This window comes from Flammeovirga sp. OC4 (genome assembly GCF_000812565.1).
Classification (GTDB): domain Bacteria; phylum Bacteroidota; class Bacteroidia; order Cytophagales; family Flammeovirgaceae; genus Flammeovirga.
Map to the genome: position 1 here is coordinate 20328 of NZ_JTAM01000002.1, position 21019 is coordinate 41346.

Annotated in this window: 18 protein-coding genes; 13 read left to right on the plus strand and 5 right to left on the minus strand. The window is 35.1% G+C overall.

Annotated elements, in window-relative coordinates:
* Positions 1 to 158 precede the first annotated feature (158 nt).
* From PL77_RS01750 to PL77_RS01770, 5 genes are all read left to right on the plus strand, one after another.
* Positions 159 to 1700 (plus strand): S8 family serine peptidase, encoded by a 1542-nt coding sequence (locus tag PL77_RS01750; RefSeq protein WP_052444093.1) that lies wholly within the window; start codon positions 159 to 161, stop codon positions 1698 to 1700.
* 84 nt (positions 1701 to 1784) lie between these two features.
* The gene (locus PL77_RS01755) at positions 1785 to 2360 is read left to right on the plus strand and encodes a hypothetical protein (protein ID WP_044201095.1); all 576 of its coding nucleotides are present in this window, start codon (positions 1785 to 1787) and stop codon (positions 2358 to 2360) included.
* Positions 2361 to 2674: 314 nt separating this feature from the next.
* Entirely contained in the window at positions 2675 to 4477 is a 1803-nt protein-coding gene (locus PL77_RS01760) for a DEAD/DEAH box helicase (protein ID WP_044201097.1), read from the plus strand.
* Between the two features lie 98 nt (positions 4478 to 4575).
* Positions 4576 to 4965 (plus strand): GtrA family protein, encoded by a 390-nt coding sequence (locus PL77_RS01765; protein WP_044201099.1) that lies wholly within the window; start codon positions 4576 to 4578, stop codon positions 4963 to 4965.
* Between the two features lie 9 nt (positions 4966 to 4974).
* Positions 4975 to 5364, plus strand: coding sequence for a hypothetical protein (locus tag PL77_RS01770; protein ID WP_044201100.1), 390 nt, complete (start codon positions 4975 to 4977; stop codon positions 5362 to 5364).
* 30 nt (positions 5365 to 5394) lie between these two features.
* Here PL77_RS01770 and PL77_RS30115 read toward each other — a convergent pair whose 3' ends face one another.
* Positions 5395 to 6270, minus strand: coding sequence for a DUF6624 domain-containing protein (locus tag PL77_RS30115; protein WP_052444094.1), 876 nt, complete (start codon positions 6268 to 6270; stop codon positions 5395 to 5397).
* Positions 6271 to 6556: 286 nt separating this feature from the next.
* On the opposite strand from PL77_RS30115, the gene PL77_RS01780 reads away from it, so the two are divergent.
* From PL77_RS01780 to PL77_RS01790, 3 genes are all read left to right on the plus strand, one after another.
* Positions 6557 to 7891 carry a carboxypeptidase-like regulatory domain-containing protein gene (locus PL77_RS01780; protein WP_172665789.1) on the plus strand — a complete coding sequence of 445 codons (1335 nt, stop codon included), beginning with the start codon at positions 6557 to 6559 and terminating at the stop codon, positions 7889 to 7891.
* Between the two features lie 120 nt (positions 7892 to 8011).
* On the plus strand, positions 8012 to 9856 hold the full coding sequence (locus PL77_RS01785; protein ID WP_044201104.1) for a M1 family metallopeptidase: 1845 nt from the start codon (positions 8012 to 8014) through the stop codon (positions 9854 to 9856).
* 10 nt (positions 9857 to 9866) lie between these two features.
* Positions 9867 to 10202, plus strand: coding sequence for a septum formation initiator family protein (locus tag PL77_RS01790; RefSeq protein ID WP_044201106.1), 336 nt, complete (start codon positions 9867 to 9869; stop codon positions 10200 to 10202).
* A gap of 51 nt (positions 10203 to 10253) precedes the next feature.
* Here PL77_RS01790 and PL77_RS01795 read toward each other — a convergent pair whose 3' ends face one another.
* From PL77_RS01795 to PL77_RS01805, 3 genes are all read right to left on the minus strand, one after another.
* Positions 10254 to 11351: a hypothetical protein gene (locus PL77_RS01795; protein WP_044201108.1), complete on the minus strand. Its 1098-nt coding sequence runs from the start codon at positions 11349 to 11351 to the stop codon at positions 10254 to 10256.
* A 100-nt stretch (positions 11352 to 11451) separates the two neighbouring features.
* Positions 11452 to 12597 carry a C45 family peptidase gene (locus PL77_RS01800; RefSeq protein ID WP_044201109.1) on the minus strand — a complete coding sequence of 382 codons (1146 nt, stop codon included), beginning with the start codon at positions 12595 to 12597 and terminating at the stop codon, positions 11452 to 11454.
* A 575-nt stretch (positions 12598 to 13172) separates the two neighbouring features.
* Positions 13173 to 14420 (minus strand): C45 family peptidase, encoded by a 1248-nt coding sequence (locus PL77_RS01805; RefSeq protein WP_044201111.1) that lies wholly within the window; start codon positions 14418 to 14420, stop codon positions 13173 to 13175.
* A gap of 239 nt (positions 14421 to 14659) precedes the next feature.
* Between PL77_RS01805 and PL77_RS01810 the strand changes: the two genes are divergently transcribed.
* From PL77_RS01810 to PL77_RS01830, 5 genes are all read left to right on the plus strand, one after another.
* Positions 14660 to 15634, plus strand: coding sequence for an AraC family transcriptional regulator (locus tag PL77_RS01810; protein ID WP_044201113.1), 975 nt, complete (start codon positions 14660 to 14662; stop codon positions 15632 to 15634).
* Between the two features lie 410 nt (positions 15635 to 16044).
* Positions 16045 to 17304, plus strand: coding sequence for a pitrilysin family protein (locus PL77_RS01815; RefSeq protein WP_044201115.1), 1260 nt, complete (start codon positions 16045 to 16047; stop codon positions 17302 to 17304).
* A 28-nt stretch (positions 17305 to 17332) separates the two neighbouring features.
* Entirely contained in the window at positions 17333 to 18388 is a 1056-nt protein-coding gene (mltG, locus tag PL77_RS01820) for an endolytic transglycosylase MltG (protein ID WP_044201117.1), read from the plus strand.
* Positions 18389 to 18391: 3 nt separating this feature from the next.
* Complete coding sequence (locus PL77_RS01825; RefSeq protein WP_052444095.1) at positions 18392 to 19129, plus strand: endonuclease V; 738 nt, start codon at positions 18392 to 18394, stop codon at positions 19127 to 19129.
* Positions 19130 to 19234: 105 nt separating this feature from the next.
* Positions 19235 to 20080 carry a hypothetical protein gene (locus PL77_RS01830; protein ID WP_044201119.1) on the plus strand — a complete coding sequence of 282 codons (846 nt, stop codon included), beginning with the start codon at positions 19235 to 19237 and terminating at the stop codon, positions 20078 to 20080.
* Between the two features lie 186 nt (positions 20081 to 20266).
* On the opposite strand, the gene PL77_RS01835 is transcribed toward PL77_RS01830, so the two are convergent.
* Entirely contained in the window at positions 20267 to 21016 is a 750-nt protein-coding gene (locus tag PL77_RS01835) for an ABC transporter ATP-binding protein (protein ID WP_044201121.1), read from the minus strand.
* Positions 21017 to 21019: the final 3 nt, after the last annotated feature.

Sequence of the window (21019 nt, forward strand, 5' to 3'; positions counted from 1 at the left end):
TATTCTAATCAAGGCAGATTTGCAGAGCATAGCCGTAGCTACGTGATAAAAATCTAACGAAGAGTAGGATAAAAAAGATAAGGTAAAATGTCCGTTTTCTTTTGTCCAAGTACTGACTTAATTCGAATTTACTTCTTCCATTGAATTTTCAAAACTAGATGACAATAAGACTGGATATTTATTCTGTTTTTTTTTCAGGAGAAAAACGGCTTAGAAGGCTATTCTTAAGCTATTTTTTCATCCTTTTTACTGTTTTTCCAGTTTTCGCTGACGAAAACCAACGTTTTTGGGTTGTTTTTGTAGATAAGTGTAATAATGAAGATTTAGAAATTTTTAACCAATCCATCTGTCAGGAATATATTGAAGCATTGCACGAGCAAGACTTTTTCGCCCAAACGAAATCCAATTGGCTTAATGCCGTGACAGTTGAAATTACATCAAAAAAAGAGTTAGATCAGCTAAAAAGCCTTTCTTTTATCAAAGAAATTAAGCCAGTCAACAGAAGTTGGAAACTAGCGAGTATTCATCAAGAAAGTGATTTTAAGCAGTCCTCGTATACAGTAAAGCAAATCCAACCTAAAAAAATCTATGATTTGAAACTAGATGGAAGTGGGGTAACGGTAGGTGTGATTGATGCAGGCTATTATAATGCTACTAAAAATACCTATCTAAAACATATTTTTAAAGACGATCGAGTTTTGGGTTTTAAAGATTACCTGTCAGGTCCATCAACGACAAGTCAAACTTTCTTTGGAACCAAAAGGACGAGTTCAGATAGTCATGGTACCACCGTTTTAAGAATGATTGCGGGGCAAGAAGGTAATATGAGATACGGACTGGCAGATAAAAGTAATTTTTATTTAGCGAGAACAGATCACGGAGACAAAGAATCGAGGAGTGAGGAAGAAAATTGGATCATGGCTTTGGAGTGGATGGTAGATTCTTTAGGAATAAAACTGATCAATAGCTCATTGGGCTATACGAATGGTTTTGATCGTAAAGATGAAAATTATCTTCCTTCTCAGATGGATGGAGAAACTTCTATGGTGACGAAAGCAGCAGAAGTAGCCACTCAGGAAAAAGATGTGTTGTTGGTGGTTTCGGCAGGGAATGAAGGAGATTCCAATTGGAAAGTCATCAGTGCTCCCGCAGATGCCAAAGGAGTATTGAGTGTTGGGGCAACAACAAAATCAGGTGTGAAGGCGAGTTACAGTAGTTTAGGTCCTGATTTTCTGGATTATGTAAAACCCGAAGTTTCTTGTTATTCACTGTTTGGAACCTCTTTTTCAGCTCCAGTAATTACGGGTCTTGCGGCTTGTCTGTGGCAAATGAAACCAGAGGCGACGGCAAAAGAAATTAGAGGTGCTATTATTCAGTCTTCTTGGTTTTACCCTTACGGTAATAACTATGTGGGCTACGGTGTTCCGAATGCAAGCAAAGCGATCAACATTTTAAAAGGAATACCGCTAGAAAATCAGACCGAAATAATTCATGCCCAAAATGAAAAAAATATTGAAATTAAACCTCAAGAAGGTGAAGGCACTTTGTTAATTGCTTATCATAAAGTATCAGAAACTGTTGTTATTAAGCAAGAATTCATATATTTGAATAACGATGCATGGAAAGTCAAGAAAACTAAAAAATCCATAAGCACTACACTTTGGACGGGAGACCGTCATATTGAAATTTTTTGGAAATAATATAGGTACATCTTCAAAAGATAAAATATTGAAAATCAACTTCTGTATTTTGTACTTATTCTACTATCACCTTTACTATTTAACATGAAATTGTTCGTTCAAATTACCATTATTCACTTTATACTTAGTTCTTTATTTAGCTGTGCCCAATTAGATAAAATTCAAGACACTGAAGAAGTTTATAACTTTGATCTTACAAGTGTTGTTGATTCAGCTGTAAAGGATTTAAGCCGAACATCGCCAGCTGTAGAGAAAAAAGTACTCTATGATGGACAAGAAGACAAAGTTGCTTCCTCTACTATTAATTGGGAGGATGAGTTGGAAGTTTTTGAAGATGCGGATATCAATAAGCCCATTTTAAAAAACAGCTATCAGAAATCAATACAGAATAAACCTGACGGAGGAACACTTACAAGATTTGAAGCCAGTGGTCCAAGAGAATTAGTCCGATGGATGGAAATAGAGAAAGATTCGGATGGCGAACTTCTGAAGATTGCTTTCAAAATGTTGACCGATAATTCTCTTTACGCTACAGAAAAAGAAGGGCAGTTGGTGTTTTCTGAAGGTCAAAAGTTAAAAAGTTATGCCATTGAAGGCATACAGACGATTGTCTTTTTAGGCGATAAACACTATTCTATTGAAGGTAACTTAGTGTATTAGAGACACTTGTAATATTGTCATTTTTAAGAAGAGATATTTGAAGAAAGAGCTTGAAATAAGCTCTTTTTTTGTTAATGATGGAAAAAAAGTAAAAATAATTGCTCTCATTTATAAACGTTTGTGTCGTTAACTAGCAAAACAAAAAATAAATAGACTACCTTTGCGGTTCAATTAGGAAACTGTAGCGCTTTTGTCCGCATCATCATAACTGTTGGTTGTCCGCCGACAAAGAATAAGGATTATGAGAGAAGTAATATTCAATCTAGTACTTAAACTTATAGTAGTATGGAAGGAAGCGTCTTAAAAAACAAAAAATGACAAAATTTAGTGAATTAGGGCTTAAAGAAGAATTGCAAGAAGCAGTAGCAGAGCTCGGTTTTGAACAACCTACACCAATACAAGAAGAAGTAATCCCAACTTTATTAACAGAAGAACTTGATTTAGTAGGTTTAGCACAAACAGGAACGGGTAAAACTGCAGCATTCGGCCTTCCACTCCTACACCGTGTTGATGTCTCAAACAAAAAGGTACAAGGGTTAATTCTATGTCCAGTTCGTGAACTTGGACTTCAGATCGCAAAAGATCTTGAAAACTTCTCTAAAAAGCTTAAAGGTTTAAAAATCGTTGCCGTTTACGGTGGTGCTCCAATTGACCAACAAATCCGTCAGTTGAACAAAGGTGCACATGTAATTGTGGCCACTCCAGGACGTATGCACGATTTAATCCGTAGAAACAAAGTAAATATCTCTGAAGTAGAGACAGTAGTACTTGACGAAGCGGATGAAATGTTGAAAATGGGTTTCAAAGACGAGCTTGATGCAATTCTTGAAGAAACTCCTGAAGACAAAAACGTATGGTTGTTCTCTGCAACTATGCCAAGAGAAGTAGCTCGTATTGCTTCAAACTACATGACTGAACCAAAAGAGGTAACAGTTGGTACGAAGAATACGGGTAACAAAAACGTAAAACACTACTGCTACACTGTAAGAGCTCAAGATAGATATGAAGCTTTAAAACGTGTAGTGGATTACAATCCAAATATATACGGTATTGTTTTCTGTCGTACAAGACAAGAAACAAAAGACGTAGCAGAGCGTTTGATGCAAGATGGTTACAATGCAGATGCATTGCATGGTGATTTATCTCAAGCACAACGTGATTATGTAATGGGTAAATTCCGTCAACGTACTTTACAATTATTAGTAGCAACGGACGTAGCTGCTCGTGGTTTGGACGTTAACGATTTATCTCACGTCATCAACTACAACTTGCCAGACGATATCGAAACGTACAACCACCGTTCTGGTCGTACAGGTAGAGCTGGTAGAGATGGTACTTCAATTGCAATCATTCACATGCGTGAAAAGCACCGTTTGAGAGCTATCGAGCGTGTATTGAAGCAATCATTCATCATGGATCCAATTCCTTCTGGTCCTCAAATTTGTGAGCGTCAGTTGTTCCATTTAGTAGACCGTATGCACGGTGTAGAAATGGTAGAAGAGGAGATTGAGGAGTACTTACCAAAAGTATATGAGAAATTAGAGGACTTAAGCCGTGAGGAAATCATCAACCGTTTCGTTGCATTAGAGTTCAACCGTTTCTTGGATTACTACAGAGGTGCTAGAGATCTTAATGTACCTGATCGTAGAGATAATTCTAATTCTCGTGAAAGAGGTGAAAACTTCAGACGTAACGCAGAATCAGGTTTCACTCGTTTCTTTATCAACTTAGGTAAGCGTGACGAAGTATCACCAAGAGATCTAATCGACTTGATCAACAAAGGTGTTCGTGGTGACCGTATCGATATCGGACGAATTGACCTTAAGCAAAACTTCTCATTCTTTGAGGTAGCTCAAGGTAGAGAGGATGATGTGATCAAAGGTATGGGTACTTTAGAATTCAATGGTAGAAAAATTGATGTTGAAGTATCTAATACTACTGGTGGTGGCGGTGGCCGTCGTGGTGGTGGACGTCGCGGTGGCGGCGGAGGAGATCGTCGTCGCTACAATGGTGGCGGAGGAGATCGCCGAAGAAATGGATACGGAGGTGGAGATCGTCGTAATAGTGGCGGTGGAAACAGACGTAGAAACAGCAATAGAGAAAGTCACAAAGATTAATTTTCTTTGAACAAAATAATAAAAGAAGGTCATTATTTTTCGAAATAAGACCTTCTTTTTACTTTTACTCAAATTAATCATAGCGTATAACAAACAATATGGATTGGGAAGCCTTATTCTATAAGTTTCTGAAGTTTGGTGTAGTTGGTTTTTCTGGCTTATTTGTTGATTTTGGAACGACTTATCTTGTAAAAGAAAAGCTAAAGGGACATAAATATTTGGCTAATAGCCTTGGTTTTATTTTAGCAGCAACGAGTAATTATATACTGAATAGAAACTGGACTTTTGAAAGCCAAGATGCCAATATTGGTCTTCAATACATGAAGTTTTTTGGTGTTTCCATCATTGGTCTTCTCTTTAGTAATGCCATTATTTGGTTGTTACATGAGCGTTTTAAAATGAATTTTTACATTGCTAAAGTTTTAGCAGTAGGAGTGGTAATGTTATGGAATTTCTTTGCTAACTTAATGTTCACATTCGTTGAATAGCAGTTAGTTATGTTACAAGATAAAAGAGATTTTTTACAGAGGATGATCCGTAGCTTGGAGAAAGTAATGCTCCGATTTACAGGAATAGACCTAGAGCTTCATTTTGAAGAAATGGCATTGACCATAGATAAATACTTAGTAGAGGTGCTAAAAGTCAATGAGTCTGATTCAGAAGAAGAGATAACATTAAAAATGATGGACCTTTCTTCTAAAACAGACTTCAAGGAATTAGAACTTTTAAACGATGTTTTAATTTATAAAGGAAAGCTAACCCAAGACAAAAAATACTTCAATGCCGCTTACAAAATACTATCAGAGATAGAACAAAAAGACCTTATGACTTTTTCATTTGTAAGACAACAGAAGCTGGCAGAGCTTGAGACTTTGCTGAAAAAATAAGTCAACCTTCCTTAGAGCAGATTTTATTACTTATTCTTCACTCTCAAATTGCCCCATATAATCTTCAATAGGCTCCAAACCTACTTGTGCTCTTCTATGATTTACATTGGCAGGGTCTTGAAGAGAATAGATTTCCATCTCACCTGTTTTTGAATTAAAAACAATTTGAGAACCGTACTTTTGTGGTTTTCCACTATCAAGGAATATCATATCTTCCATCATAGCAAGCTTATAAGGTTGCAAATCACCCCTTTCGGTTGCATCTTCAAACAGATGGAAATATTTAGAGCGGTAATGAGGTCCGGCGTGCTGAATGATAATCCAAACCGTATTTATACCATTATTTCCGACTTCTTCTACTGTAGGCATTCCGCAGATTTCTAAAATACTTACTACTTTGGTGAGGTTTTCTAATTCGATATTTTCATTCACCATTCCACTTGATCTATTTTCCTGATCCATAAAACGAATGTGTGCTAACATCTTATCAATCTTATCACAATCAATATCTACTAACTCAACCTCTGTACGTTTTCTTTCTTTAATAGCGGCTATTAATCGTCTTTGAAACAAAGTGTCTTCATGGGTAGGTTTTCTTAGAATCACAACCTTAATTTCGTGGTTGGATGATGCATAATAATCATACCCCCATTCTAACGGGTCGGTCTTTTTTATTTTATCAAGAGAAATAACTTCACCACTTTTATACCTGTAGATCGGTGGTTTAGTTTCTTTGTCAAAGTTATTAAGAGTGATTTCTATAACGTCTTCTTGATCTAATTTAACGAGTTTTTTTATTCCATGAGGGTCACTTAAATTACAGGATGTAAAGAATAAAATGAGCGATAATAATAATGTTGTTGTTTTGTTTTTGAGCATGGTATTAGGTTCTTGAGTTTTATACATAGTGATTACTCCCTTTTGCTTAAAAAAGATTCCTGAATAATAAAAAAGCTTTAAATTTTCGTGATAAAATCCAATAATAACTTAGTGATGTGCGATTTATGAGGTAGAAGGGTAGGTGCTTTGATAGAAGGAAAGAGGTAGAAATAAGCATTAAAAAACAGCAATGGTTATTGTGATTACCTATTCAATTTATTTACTTTATGATATAATTATTATAGTGTCAAAATTAAATAACCTGTACATTGAAGTCGAAGGTGTACAGGACAAAGAAAAACTATCAAAAACTATGAATTTAAAGTTACTCACAAGTACACTTCTGTTATTAATTTGTATAACAGAAATGATGTACGCTCAATCTACAAAAGAAATCAAAGGTGTTGTGATGGATAATGATGGAAACTCTATTCCATACGCTCATATTTTGATTTCCAATACCTCAAAAGGGACGTTCTCCAATCTGGAAGGGGCTTTTTCTATCAATATTTCAGAAAAGTATGCAGATCAGCAGTTGCAAATTTCTGCCACAGGTTTTGAAATGGTTAGAGTGAATATTTCAGCTTTATCTACTAAAAAGAAGAATAAAGTGACATTGAAGTCTTTTGTTACAGAACTGGATGAAGTAGTCATCACCCCCAAAGATATGAGGGAAATATTGAAAGAGGCTCTTCGTAAAATTCCAGAAAACTATGCTTTGAACCCCGCTAAAGTACATGGGTTTTACAGAAATAGAACGTCACTTAATGAAAGTACGGCGAATTATATAGAAGCGGCTATGGATATTTATCTTCAAGGGATTCAGGAAGAAGATAAAAAAAACCAACTGCAATTGGTAAAAGCAAGGAGTTTGACGGATTCCACGGCTTGGGAAAGCTTTCAGTTTGATGATGATTCTATGGATATGGACATGGATATGACAGGAATGGCACATGAAATGTTAGAGTCTGATTTGGTCAAGGATAATGGAAACTTGTTTGGGGATGATGAAGAGATGTCCTCAAGGTTTGTAATGTTCCTCAATGAGAAAACAATGGATTATTACACATTTGAATTTGTAGAAATGACCACTTATCAGGGACGTTCTGCCATGGTGATTGACTATAAACCACGATGGAAAATGGATCTTGGTATGTTTGAAGGAAGAATCATTTTGGATGAAGATACAAAGGCTTTTTGTCATGTGGATTATAATGTACCCAAATCCTATTTGAAATACATCATTCCCCTTAGAGGTATCGGAAAGGGATTGTTAATTGGTGCATTGAAGATTTTTGGAGGGTTATCATTCAATTTTCATATTAACCATATCAGAGGAAGTGAATCGTATCAGTTTGTTGATAATAAGTGGTATCCTAAATATAAAAACGGTGATTTTTCATTTTTCTTAAAAGTAAGATATCCTAGAGAGGAGATTGATATAGCAACGGATATTGGCATTAAGGCTGACTTCTTTATTACTGACGTAACCACTGAAGATATACAGGAAATTGAAGAGGAAAACAGGCTGAAAAAAGAAGATTCTTTGGTGGAATTAAGTGATGCCTTTGACGATCCTTTTTGGACGACATATCCTTTAATTCCTGCCTCTGAGGAAGTTCTGAGTGATGTACAACAGTTGAATTAACTTTTCTTCAGATTTAGTGCTCTTATTTTTTAAGATGAAAGTCGACTTTCAATCTAATTCTTTTGTAATTTGCGAGATCATAGTAGACACAGTATAGAACAAACAGTGAGGATCTTTTTAATGAAAACGTATTTTCTAATGTTGTCGATGTGCCTTTTTGCTTTGGGTACATTTGCACAATCTGATAGGTGGCAACAAAAAGCAGATTACGAGATGGAGGTTGAGCTTGATGTGAAAACACACAAGTTCGGAGGGACACAACGATTGGTGTATTACAACAATTCTCCGGATACACTTCATAATGTATACTATCATTTATACCTCAATGCTTTCCAACCGGGAAGTATGATGGATGTACGTTCAAGAACAATTGAAGATCCTGACGGAAGAGTAAAAGATAGAATTTCTAAATTACAGCCGAACGAAATCGGATATCAAAAGGTATTGTCATTGAAACAAAATGGTAAGTCGCTGAAGTATAAAACAGTGGGGACTATTTTGGAAGTAGAGCTGAATAAACCGATTCTCCCGAATACAAAAACTGTATTTGCAATGGAATTTGATGCACAAGTTCCTATTCAAATCAGAAGAACAGGTAGAGATAACAAAGAAGGGGTAGCTTATTCTATGGCACAGTGGTATCCTAAATTAGCTGAATATGATTATGAGGGATGGCATCCAGATCCTTATGTAGGAAGAGAGTTTTATGGTATTTGGGGTGACTTTGATGTAAAGCTTACACTCGACGAAAAATATGTGGTAGCTGCTACAGGTTATATCCAAAATGCAAAAGAAGTAGGATATGGCTATGAGGGCATCAAGAAAGGACAACCTAAAGATGGTAAACTAACTTGGCACTTTGTAGCTCCTAATGTACATGACTTTACATTTGCTGCAGATCCTGATTTTCAACACAAAATTGTACCGATGAAAGAGGGGCCTGAGCTTCATTTCTTCTGGAAAAAAGATCAAGGTATCGATGAAGTATGGAATAAACTTCCAGCATATTTAGAGCAGGCCATTTTATATACGAATAAAAGAGTAGGGAAATATCCTTATAAAGTTTACAATGTAGTGCAAGGTGGTGATGGCGGTATGGAATACGGCATGCTTACTTTGATTACAGGTAAAAGAAGCTTGAATAGTTTAGTAGGTGTAACGGTTCATGAAATGCTACATAGCTGGTTCCAATTTGTTCTAGCGACCAACGAGAGTTTATATGCTTGGATGGACGAAGGGTTCAATTCTTATATCGGAAACGAAATTGAAGCACATGTCAACGGAAAAGCAGATGCTCATGGAGGATCTTACAACTCTTATTTTTATGTAGTGAAAAGAGGTATCGAAGAACCATTGAGTACGCATGCGGATCATTTCGAAAAAAATGCTGCTTACTCTATCGCCTCTTATTCTAAAGGTGCTGTTTTCCTTCATCAATTAAGCTACATTATGGGACAGGAAACATTTGATAAAGCCTTCAAAAGATACTACGAGGAATGGAAATTTAAACACCCTAATGTCAATGACTTCATGCGTGTAATGGAAAAAGAATCAGGATTGCAATTACAATGGTATAAGCAATACTTTGTCAATTCCATTAAAACCATTGATTATGGTGTGAAAAATACTTTCATTGAAGGTGATACAACTTATGTGACCATAGAGCGAGTGGGTAAAATGCCAATGCCTACGGAAGTGAAAATAACATTGAGTAATGGTGATGAAACGACTTATTATATGCCCTTACGTGTAATGCGTGGAGCCAAAAAGTCTGAGATAGAAGGAAAGTGGGTACAGTTGGAAGATTGGCCTTGGACGCACCCTACTTATACTATTGCTATTCCAACAAAAGATGCTAAATTGAAGAAAGTAGAGATCGATCCTTCTGGTAAGGTGGCTGATATTGATAGAACAAACAACATTCTTGAAGTATCTTACCTTGTTGAAAAAGGAGCAGGTTTATAGAATTGTTTAAATGATGAGAGAGAATAAGCAACTTAATTCAACAAATTATCCGGGCTGGCTTAATTATTTTAAAAATTTTTATGTCCTCGTTGGTACATTATTCTTAGTATGGATGTTGTTTTTTGACAGCGACAATTTTTTAAGAAGAAAGAACCAAAGAGAGAAGGAGTTTGAATTGAAAAGTCAACAAGCATTTTATGAAAAAGAAATTGTTGACCTTCAAGAAAAAATGAGAGAGTTGCATACCAATAATCAAGAGTTGGAGAAGTTTTCACGAGAAAAATACCTTTTCCACAAGAAAGGAGAAGACGTTTATGTGATTAAGGATCTCTCAAAAGAAGATTAATTTTATCAAAATATACAGACCTCTATTCGGCACTCGGATAGAGGTCTTTTTTTACCAACCTTTTAATAGATCAAACCCCACTCTTACGCCAGCCATTATCATCATTTTGTTATAATAGTTTTCGTCCCCATGCGAAGGATTGAGGTTGATGAAATTTCCATTTGAAGAATAACTTCCTACAATATGAAATCTGAGGTTTTTGTTGGGTATAGGGTAATATTGTAAAGCCAACTGAACAGTATGTGTGTTGGCATTTTCGAGTAATTCCTCATCATTTATATCACCGGTGCTATCAATCTGATCAAAAATGTATTTGATATAAGGTTTGAATTTCTGACCGTTATACATCACTTTTACAGGCACTGATTTGTAGATGGCATTATCTTGAAAATTGGGCATATTTCGAATATATGCGAAATCGGTGTCGATAATCCATTGTCCGTATTTCCATTGAACACCAAGGTTAATACCGTAAGGCGTATCGGAAGACAAAGCGGATTTGTCATTGATAAAAGTGTAACTGACATACGTTTTGATTTGATCTTTTTTGATGAAACCATACCAATAAAAGTTGTATTGCAAGTTGAGCTGATTTCCTAATGAATCTTCTATCGCATTCACAACTTGCAAGCCGAATTGCTGCCCACTTTTGGTATTGTATTGTGCGGTTACTCCCGTTTTAAAAATGTCTAGCTTATTACCAATAATAGAGTAAGTATACACATCATTGGGGTTATAACTTTGCTCAACTGTTCCTACTTTCATAAAATTCCTACCAGCCTGCAAAAACCAATGTTTGTCTTTGGTGCGATAAGTCACATTAGCTTTCAGAATGTTCCCTGATATTTTATTGACAGCTACCCTTGAATCATAAGGAGAGTAGAGAAACTCAAAACCAAAATTTTCATTAAACATTCCTTCTAAACCAATTCTGAAATCGGAAAACAAAAAGCGTTGATCATTAGCATACCCATCTAATTGATTTTCGTAGCCAATATGTCTGAAATCTAATCGACTATCTAAAGTAAAGCTTAAGTTTTTGGGTTTGAATAGTTGTTTTAAATGATCCGTTTTAGGATCATTATCTGTTCCGTAAGTATTAGCTAGGAAAAAACAGAAAATACAGCAAAGAAGAATTAACTTTTTCATAGCAGTAATGATGTAGTCAGAGGTTGATGGAGAGGTTATCAATTCAATAAAAATCAAGATGATCTAAATATTTTCAGATCATCTTGATTTTTTAATTCGATTATTTCCAAAGTGTTTTCAAATCGATTTCAGTCCAATCAGCGAAGTATTCGGGGACTGGAACCTTCATGTATACTTTTTGGTTATGAATATCAAATACTGTTTGGTAAACTGTCAAGTCGGCATCTTGTAAAGCAGGTTTAGTACAACCACCGTTTTCTTTAAATGAATCATCTTCATTGAATAATCGAAGATCCATCAAATCTTTTGTTAATTGGGTATCCATTTTACCTTTATTTTCCGCAAGACGTGCTTCCATATTAGAGTATCTTCTGAGTGAATTACTTACTGTTTCTCTTTTGCCTAAACCCCAATCATCTACCAAAAATGAATTTACAACTGTAAGTGCATCGCCTTTTGGTAAACGAATTCTATTTCCATTTGATGAAGAACATTCTACTGAAGCAGCTCCTTTACTGTCGGCAATTGTGAAGATGGTAGAAGTACTATTATTAGTACCATTAAATCTAGCTTTTAAGGCATCCAATGTTGGAGATTCGCTCATAAAGTCAGTTAAGGTATTGATAGTAGAGGGTCTTTCTAAATATACAACAGAACCACCCATGCTAGAACCATCATGTAGGTCTAGGTAAACTCCTTTTTCGTTCATTACTGTAAATGCACAGTACATACCAGGCCATCCCATAGTAGCAATTTTATATGAACCGTCATTTGGTTTTCTTACCGTAAATACAGACGGAAACTTTAAGAATTCTTCACTCCAATCCATATTACGTCCTATGTACATTTCACCATCTACTGAGTTTTCACCCCAAGATGCAATTGATGTACAACCCGCAAAAGAGTGAAGCTTACCGTAGTAGTAACCAAATTCCATTACTTGATCTAGAAATACTACTTTCTCCAATGTCCATTCAGTACCTTTCACTACACCATCATAGAATTGTTTTGTTCTTAGAGAACCAGTTCCGTATGCACGAGTTACCCAAAAATCAATAGTTTCTTGATCTAGTTCTCCTGCATCAATAAGTTTCTTAACAAGTAAATCGTATGTTTTCTGCATTTCACCTTTCATCAAAGCTCCATATTGCTCACCCATTTCAAGGTTAGACCCTTCTAATACTGGAACTAAAAAGTTGTTATTTGTATAAAGTTTACCCGCTTTGAATTCTTTTACTAATTTCATTTTCTTTTTCTTTAACAATGATAAAATAATTAATGTAATGGCTTCAAGAAGAGTTGTTTAATTGTTTTTCCCGATTGATTACATTACAAATGTCGCGGTATTTTGAGGCAATTATTTGTACAAAATCTTTAAGCGGTTATCTACAATCGTCAAGTATTATTTTAATGATGAATTAAGGATGGGATACTATTTTGTTATTGATTTATTATAGGCCTTGTCTTCAATTCCTTTTTAAGAAAAAAACGGACTCCAAAGTGGAATCCGTTTTCATTATTAAATCAAAAACTATTATTTCTAAATCAAAATTAGAGTGCTTCCAATCTGGAAAAGAAAGAAAGGATTGAAACCACTCACGGCTATAATCATAAGGTTATTCCCTTTTGATTACATTACAAATATCACGTTTTATAAATGAATAGATTTACAAGAAATGGTCATCTAGTTATGTAATATCGTTAGAGTGTAATTGATTGAAATTGAATCTTTTATCTGTATAATTTGTGTAGCAAAAAAAGTTGATCCTTATAACAGAACCAACTCTTACCTCTTATTTTATATTTCTAACCTCACAAAAACTATTTCCATAATTCATTTAAGTTGATCTCAGTCCAGTCTGCAAAGTATTCAGCAACTGGTACTTTTAAGTATACCTTTTGATTATGAATATCAAATACTGTTTGGTATACAGTGATATCAGCATCTTGAAGTTCAGGTTTAGTACAACCACCATTTTCTTTGAAAGAATCATCTTCGTTGAACAAACGGATATCCATTAAGTCTTTTGTCATTTGAGCATCTACCTGACCTTTTGTTTCAGCTAAGCGATCTTGCATATTTGAGTATCTTCTTAAAGAGTTACTTACAGTTTCTCTCGTTCCTAAACCCCAATCGTCAGCTAAGAATGTATTGACAACTGTAAGTGCATCATTTTTAGGAGTACGAACTCTATTTCCTGCCAATGAAGAAGCTTCAACGGATGCAGCACTATTACTATCTGCTATTGTGAAAATAATTGAAACACTATTATTGATGCCATTAAATCTAGCTTTTACAGCTTCCAATGAAGGTGACTCACTCACAATATCAACCATTGTATTCAAGATTGAAGGTCTTTCTTTGTACACTAATGAACCACCCATACTAGTACCATCATGAACGTCTAAGTATACCCCTTTTTCATTCATAGCAGTGAAAGCAGCGTACATACCTGCCCATCCAGTAGTAGCCATTTTATACGATCCATCATTTGGCTTTCTTACCGTTAATACTGTTGGGAAGTTTAAGAAAGACTCACTCCAGTCCATATTACGACCAATGTACATCTCACCGTCTTTAGATTGCTCACCCCATGAAGCGATTGAAGTACAACCTGCGAATGAGTGAAGTTTACCATAGTAGATACCAAATTCCATTACCTGATCTAGAAAAATAACATCAGTCAATGACCAATCAGCTCCTTTAGCAACTCCTTCATAGAACTGCTTCGTTCTTAAAGAACCTGAACCGTAAGCTCTATCCGTCCAAAATTGAATAGTTTCTTGATCTAATTTTCCTTCTTCAATTTCTTTCTTTACAAGAGCATCATATATTTTTTGCATTTCATCTTTCATTAATGCACCATATTGTTCCCCCATTTCTTCATTTGAACCTTCAATAACAGGAATTAAAAATCCGTTGGCTTCATAAAGTTTTCCACCTTTATATTCTTTCTTTAAGTTTAAATCCGAAAGGTTATTTTCAACATCAACAGGGTTTTGTGCAATTGCATTGAATGAGAAAATAAACCCTAAAACGATTGATAAGTAGCTTTTTAAATTTTTCATTTTCTATTTGTTTTTATAATGATAAATATTTGATGTAATACATTCAGAATAAGTTTTTTAATTGTTATTCCCGATTGATTACATTACAAATGTCTAGCTTTTTCAAACCAATGATTTGTACGTTTTCTCTAAGCGGTTGTCAAAAATCGTCAACTATAAAAAAGAGCCTCATTTGAGAATTTTAATATGATCTAGAAAGAGAGAATAGTATATTAGAATAAAGGATTCAGTATAATATTATGGAAGATAAATACATTATTAACTCCAGTGATGCAGACCATCATAAGGGGTATGAGGTTATAGCAAAGGAATTAGGAGGGTCTTGGGATGGTGAAGAATTATTGATTAATACTAGTTGGTGTGATATTAAAGCCAACTCTATTTGTTTCTTGGAAGATATGTATGTGGATATTTTTAGTATGTATGCTAAAAAGCCCATATTGGTAAAGTACACACCAGATGATGAAAAACATTATATCATAGTAAGAATTGGGTTTACAGGTTCCTTCTTTCGTAAGGAAGAAACTCAAAAGTTCAATAACCTTGGTGTTTTTATTTATAACTCCAGTCAGGACTTTGAAATAGAATTTCCAGTAGATGCTCAATGTCAATGGATCACCCTTCGTTTTTCTTTAGACCTTTTTAATAGTTTTAATACACCCAACCCCGATTACAAACTCAAAACTCTTTTCGATGATAAATCACCTTGGTTTCAATACTTTTCACTTGATGTGGAAATTGAAAACTACGTAAGAACAATCATCGCTAATGTAGATAAAGAAAAGAGAAGACATATTACTTTTTTTAGCAAAGCGGCTGACATAATGGGTGTTATCGTTGAGAAGATGGAAAAGGAATCTTCTTTGGTAAAAAGCAATATTCATCCTGATGATCTGAAGGCCATGATCCAATTGAAGGATACCTATCTTTCTGATTTCTCCGAACAACCTAACTTGACGGAATTAAGTGAAGAATATGGAATGAGTGTTTCTAAGCTCAATAGAATATTTAAATCCATTTTTGATCAACCAGTACTTCAATTCTATAATCAACAAAAAGTGGAGGAGGTGTATAGGCAAATCACATTTACCGAGAAAAGCCTTACAGAGATTGCGTTTGATCTAAATTTCAGTCATATCGCTCATATGAGTAAGGTCTTCAAAAAGCATTACGGTCATGCTCCTTCGGAACTGAGGGAAAAGAACAAGAAATAGTTGTTGGAAGTCATTTATACTATTGATATTCATTTTTTTTATGGTTTAAATATACCGGATAACCGCAATTTTCATTTTAAGGTTTTTCGGTATATTTCCGTTCGTCTCCATGAATTATTGTGTTGACGAGGAGTAGGGTGAAACCAATTTTAAAAGGAAAATATAACCTGTATTCCACATGAACACTTAGACTTTTTGATGAACTCAAAAACATTATTCTATGTCTTTCTGTTTCATTCTCTAAAACAAACTTCATCGAAGTTCATTATTTTATCTCTTTTTATTAATAAATCTATCCAACAGCCTTATTTTTTAATACCATTAGGTAAAAGAGTGAATGATTATCAGTAAATTTGCAGGCTCGTTTTTAAGAAGAAATGAGGTTCAATTTTGTGGGAAACAAATAGTCAATGGATAAAAATTATCAGATTCACCGTTTATCAAACGGAATTCGACTAATACACAGACAAGTAAAAACAACTAAACTGGCACATTGTGGTGTTGTTTTGAATGTAGGGAGTAGGGACGAAACTTTAGAACAGCAAGGCATTGCTCACTTCTGGGAACATATGGCTTTTAAGGGTACGAACAAGAGAAAAACGTATCATATTCTTAATAGTATTGATTCTGTAGGAGGTGAGTTGAACGCGTATACTTCTAAGGAAAAAATTACATTTTATACTTCCACTTTAGTTGAACATTTTGAGAAGTCTGTTGATATTCTTTCAGATTTAACGTTCAATTCGAACTTTCCTGAAAAGGAAATTGAAAAAGAGCGTTCTGTTATATTGGAAGAAATGTCCATGTACAAGGATGATCCCACTGATGCAATTGGTGATGAATTCGATGAAATTATCTTTCCAAACCACCCTCTTGGAAGAAATATTCTGGGTACTGTAGACAGTGTCAATAGTTTTCAACAAAAAGATTTCTTTGATTTCTTAGAACAAAATGTAGATACACATCAAGTGGTTATCTCTTCTATTTCTAATTTACCTTTTGAAAAGGTGGTAAAATTGGTAGAGAAGTATTTTGGAGGCATAAAGGAAGCGAAGAAAGATCGTACAAGAGAAATTTTCACGGGTTATAAGCCTCAGTTTGTCGAAAGGTATAAACCAATCAACTCTGCGCATGTGATGATAGGTTCAGATGCGTTTGAAATGCATCATCCTAAGCGATTGACATTTTTCTTGTTGACGAACCTTCTGGGAGGTCCGGCGATGAACTCCAGATTGAATTTGGGGATTAGAGAGAAGTACGGTTATGTCTATGATATTTCGGCAGGGTCTACATCATATCTTGATTCGGGACAATTCAGTATTTACTTCGCTACAGAAGATAAAAGTTTAAATAAATGCTTGAAATTGGTACATAATGAATTATCGAAATTAAGAGATAAAAAATTAGGTGTACAACAATTAAGAAGCGTGAAGCAACAAATCATGGGACAAATTGCCATGTCGGGTGAGAGCAACTTGTCTATCATGTTAGGAATGGGTAAGGCACTGCTAGACAAGGAGAAGTTTGAAACAATAGAGGAAGTCTTTCAGCAAATTAAAGCGATCAGTGCTGAAGATTTACTTGAAGTTGCCAATGAAATGTTTGCAGAAGAAAGGATGAGTACTTTAATTTACCATCCAGAATTAAAAAGTCACTCAAAGAACACCTAAATCTTTGAAGTGCCAAAATTAAACAGCAATGGTAAAAAGTAATTTACGTATTTTTTTATTTGTAGGCTTTTCAGTCTTTACAATTTCGATTTTAGTCTATATTTATCAAGTTTTTTACACGGCTAACATACAAGTTGATAAAGAGCCTGCAGTCATCAGAATTCCACATGGGGCATCCATCGAAAGTGTGTCAGATACTTTACAGAAGTATGATATTCTATCGGAGTTGGTTCCATTTCGTTTTGTAAGTAAAGCATTAAAATATAATGAAAACGTAAAGCCTGGTTTGTATGTATTACAACCTAATATGACTAACCTTGAGGCGGTACGTTTCTTAAGATCAGGAGCTCAAACTCCTATCAAAATTACATTCAACAATGCAAGAACAATCCAAGATGTAGCAGAGAGAATTACTCCTCGTTTAGAGATGACGTCGGAACAGTTCTATGAAGCAGCAACGGATGCAGAATTGTTGAAAGAATTAGGTCTTGATTCATTAACCGTAAAGGCTCTTTTCTTACCCAATACTTATGAAGTGTATTGGACGATCTCTCCAAAACAATTAATGAGAAGGTTGAAAAAAGAGTACGATCGTTTTTGGAATAGTAAAAGAAAAGCAAAAGCTGAAGCAATCGGCTTGACACCTTATCAAGTGTCTACCTTAGCTTCAATTGTGGAATCTGAGACAATCAAGTCGGATGAAATGCCTAAAGTGGCCGGTTTATATGTGAATCGCCTCAATAGAAATTGGGCATTACAATCAGACCCCACAGTAGTTTATGCTGCTGTTCAGGTAGGAATGGTCAAAGAATTTACAGATGTCAAAAGAGTGTTGAACAAGCACTTGGAAGTAGATTCACCATACAATACTTATAAGTATTCTGGTTTACCTCCAGGGCCCATCAGAATCCCTTCAACAACAGCCATTAATGCGGTGTTGAATGCAGAGAAGCACAAATACATGTATATGGTAGCAGATGCTGATTTTTCAGGTTACCATCACTTCTCTAAGACATTGACAGAGCACAATAGATATGCGAGAATCTATCAAAATGCTTTGAATAAAAAACGAGTATATAGATAATAAATGAGACGTTACAATGGTATTGTAACGTCTTTTTTGATTCCATCTATGGATAAAATAAAAGATAAAGAGCAGGAGGAGTTAGCAAAGAAAGTCATCATTTACCCTGATGATACTCCCCGATTACAACTAGGACTGGAAGATGCAGTGTGTACAATGGACGTAGCCTATACGGATGATTGTGCATTCGTTTCTTGTGATATCATGAGAGGAAAAACAGGGGAGTGGGTCAATACTTTTGTAACCATTCATCCGCTGCCAACCACTCCTTATACTTCAGGGTATTTTGCTTATTATGAGGGGCCTCTTTTGGTAGAATGCTTAGAGCAACTAGCTTTAGAACTAAAATTAAAACCTGCATTAGTCATTGTGGATGGCCATGGAATTGCTCATCCAAGAAGATTTGGAATTGCAAGTTGGCTTGGTTTAAAGTTGAACATTCCTACAATTGGGTGTGCAAAAAAGCCACTGGTCAAATATGAAAGCGAGCTCGGAAAACAAAAAGGAAGTATCTCCCCGATGCTTTTGGAAGATGAAGTGGTAGGTGTTGCACTGAGAAGTAATACAGGTGTGAAGCCCATTTTTATCAGTCCAGGTCACTTAATTAGTATCGAAAACACGATTCATATTATTAAAAAGTACCATGGAGAGTACAGAATCTTTGAGCCAGTCCGTAGAGCAGATCAAGCGGTCAGAAGAGCTTCAAAGGGTGAAAGTGGCGATTTTGAATTGATTACTTGAGAAAGGTCATTAAATACAATTAACGATAATTCATAATCCTTTGGGAGGTCTATACGTATATTTGTTTGATATTAAATTAGATAAACCCGAAAGAAAGATTGAATTATGTTTAAAGTCACAACTAACTCTAAATATGACAGAGAAGATAAAGGTAAATCAAATTTAGTCCATAAAACTGTTTCCAATATCCCATTTAAGTATCGTCCTTTTATATTGTCAGTGGTGTATACTTTTTTGATTGTAGGCTTCGCTTTATTGTTAAATGGAACCTTGGAAGTGACATTTAATCAGACCATAGGCTACAAAGAACCTTTTTATTTCACAATACTATTTATGGTAGTATTATCCTTACTGTTGCCTTATTCAATACCCGATAAAAAGTTGGCTGTTCATAAAGTGAATAGAAATGGTTTTCACGTAGACCAGGTGGTTTTAGAAAGCAATCATAGAAATAGTAAATCCTTGATCATCGGAGCAAAACTGCTGACTTTAGTTTTCAGTATTTCTTTGTTTATGTCTTCTTATACCACCAATAAAAGTACTGAAAAATATGAACGTATTACGATTCATAATGTTCCTATCAAAGGTGTGGATAGTGTACAAATCGCAGTAAGAATGTCGAGAAATACTAGAGATTCTGCCACGCCAGGCCGCTTTAAACAAGCTTTAGAAGCTTCTGTTTCAGAAAAGCAGACCTATATATATGAAGAGTATACCTATGGTTTTCCTTATCAATTATTGAAACCCCAAAAACGTAGAGATATGGAAGAAGGGAAGAAGTATTTAGATGGAAAAAGAGCCAAAATACAAGTGAAATGGTACGGTGAAGAAATTCATCCGACAGATGTGGAAGGTAAAATTAATACTATTATAAACAGTGACGCTATGAACGATCTTTTGATAGAATCTTTCGGTGTTGAAGCAGAAAGTAAGAAATCCATGAAGATGTAATGCCACGTAGAAGTGTAACCCTGTTAGGTATTCATTCAAAAAAACAGTACTCAAAGATATTTATATCATTCTTAAAAAACGAGCATCAAGAAAAATCAATCTTGATGCTCGTTGTATATTTTTTAGAAAAGATAAATTGAAAATGAAATAGATACATTTCCCTTATCATTCTTACCTTTTCTCTCTTTAAATCCCTTTGAATGTCCTCACTAACTTATTTGAGAATAAGAAATCTTTTAATTCTTTTGGTTCCGCATCTAAAATTTCATCTTTAGTCCCTTCCCAAATTTTCAAACCTTTATACATAAACATAATGTACTCACCGATTTCCATTACAGAGTTCATATCATGTGATACGATAACTGTTGTAAGATTATATTCTTGCGTAATTTCATGAATTAACTGATCAATCATCCACGCTGTTTGAGGATCAAGACCAGAGTTAGGTTCATCACAGAATAGATATTGAGAGTTCATCACAATGGCTCTGGCAATACCCACCCTTTTTTGCATACCACCACTGATCTCAGAAGGCATTTTGTGTGCAGCGTTTTCTAAACCTACTCGTTTCAAATAAAAATTGACCTTATCGTCCTTTTCACTTTCTGACATATCAGAGTGAATATTTAAAGGGAAACGAACATTTTCTGCTACGGTAAGTGAGTCAAACAATGCACTACCTTGGAAAAGCATACCAATTTCTCCACGAATAATCTTTTGTTCTCTTATTGTCGAAGCATGGAAATCTCTGCCGTCATATAACACTGAACCTTTGTTAGGAGAGAAGAGACCTACAATTGTTTTCAGCAAAACACTCTTACCTGTACCACTGGCACCGATGATCATATTTGTTTTGCCTTTCTCAAAAGTGGCACTAATATCCATTAGTACTTCTTTTCCTTGGAAAGATTTCCCTACATTTTTAATCTCAATCATTGT

Bases quoted from the DNA above. Each gene is read 5' to 3' on its own strand.
- PL77_RS01750 (WP_052444093.1), top strand. From the start codon at position 159: ATGACAATAAGACTGGATATTTATTCTGTTTTTTTTTCAGGAGAAAAA.
- PL77_RS01755 (WP_044201095.1), top strand. From the start codon at position 1,785: ATGAAATTGTTCGTTCAAATTACCATTATTCACTTTATACTTAGTTCT.
- PL77_RS01760 (WP_044201097.1), top strand. From the start codon at position 2,675: ATGACAAAATTTAGTGAATTAGGGCTTAAAGAAGAATTGCAAGAAGCA.
- PL77_RS01765 (WP_044201099.1), top strand. From the start codon at position 4,576: ATGGATTGGGAAGCCTTATTCTATAAGTTTCTGAAGTTTGGTGTAGTT.
- PL77_RS01770 (WP_044201100.1), top strand. From the start codon at position 4,975: ATGTTACAAGATAAAAGAGATTTTTTACAGAGGATGATCCGTAGCTTG.
- PL77_RS30115 (WP_052444094.1), bottom strand. From the start codon at position 6,270: ATGTATAAAACTCAAGAACCTAATACCATGCTCAAAAACAAAACAACA.
- PL77_RS01780 (WP_172665789.1), top strand. From the start codon at position 6,557: ATGAATTTAAAGTTACTCACAAGTACACTTCTGTTATTAATTTGTATA.
- PL77_RS01785 (WP_044201104.1), top strand. From the start codon at position 8,012: ATGAAAACGTATTTTCTAATGTTGTCGATGTGCCTTTTTGCTTTGGGT.
- PL77_RS01790 (WP_044201106.1), top strand. From the start codon at position 9,867: ATGATGAGAGAGAATAAGCAACTTAATTCAACAAATTATCCGGGCTGG.
- PL77_RS01795 (WP_044201108.1), bottom strand. From the start codon at position 11,351: ATGAAAAAGTTAATTCTTCTTTGCTGTATTTTCTGTTTTTTCCTAGCT.
- PL77_RS01800 (WP_044201109.1), bottom strand. From the start codon at position 12,597: ATGAAATTAGTAAAAGAATTCAAAGCGGGTAAACTTTATACAAATAAC.
- PL77_RS01805 (WP_044201111.1), bottom strand. From the start codon at position 14,420: ATGAAAAATTTAAAAAGCTACTTATCAATCGTTTTAGGGTTTATTTTC.
- PL77_RS01810 (WP_044201113.1), top strand. From the start codon at position 14,660: ATGGAAGATAAATACATTATTAACTCCAGTGATGCAGACCATCATAAG.
- PL77_RS01815 (WP_044201115.1), top strand. From the start codon at position 16,045: ATGGATAAAAATTATCAGATTCACCGTTTATCAAACGGAATTCGACTA.
- mltG (WP_044201117.1), top strand. From the start codon at position 17,333: ATGGTAAAAAGTAATTTACGTATTTTTTTATTTGTAGGCTTTTCAGTC.
- PL77_RS01825 (WP_052444095.1), top strand. From the start codon at position 18,392: ATGAGACGTTACAATGGTATTGTAACGTCTTTTTTGATTCCATCTATG.
- PL77_RS01830 (WP_044201119.1), top strand. From the start codon at position 19,235: ATGTTTAAAGTCACAACTAACTCTAAATATGACAGAGAAGATAAAGGT.
- PL77_RS01835 (WP_044201121.1), bottom strand. From the start codon at position 21,016: ATGATTGAGATTAAAAATGTAGGGAAATCTTTCCAAGGAAAAGAAGTA.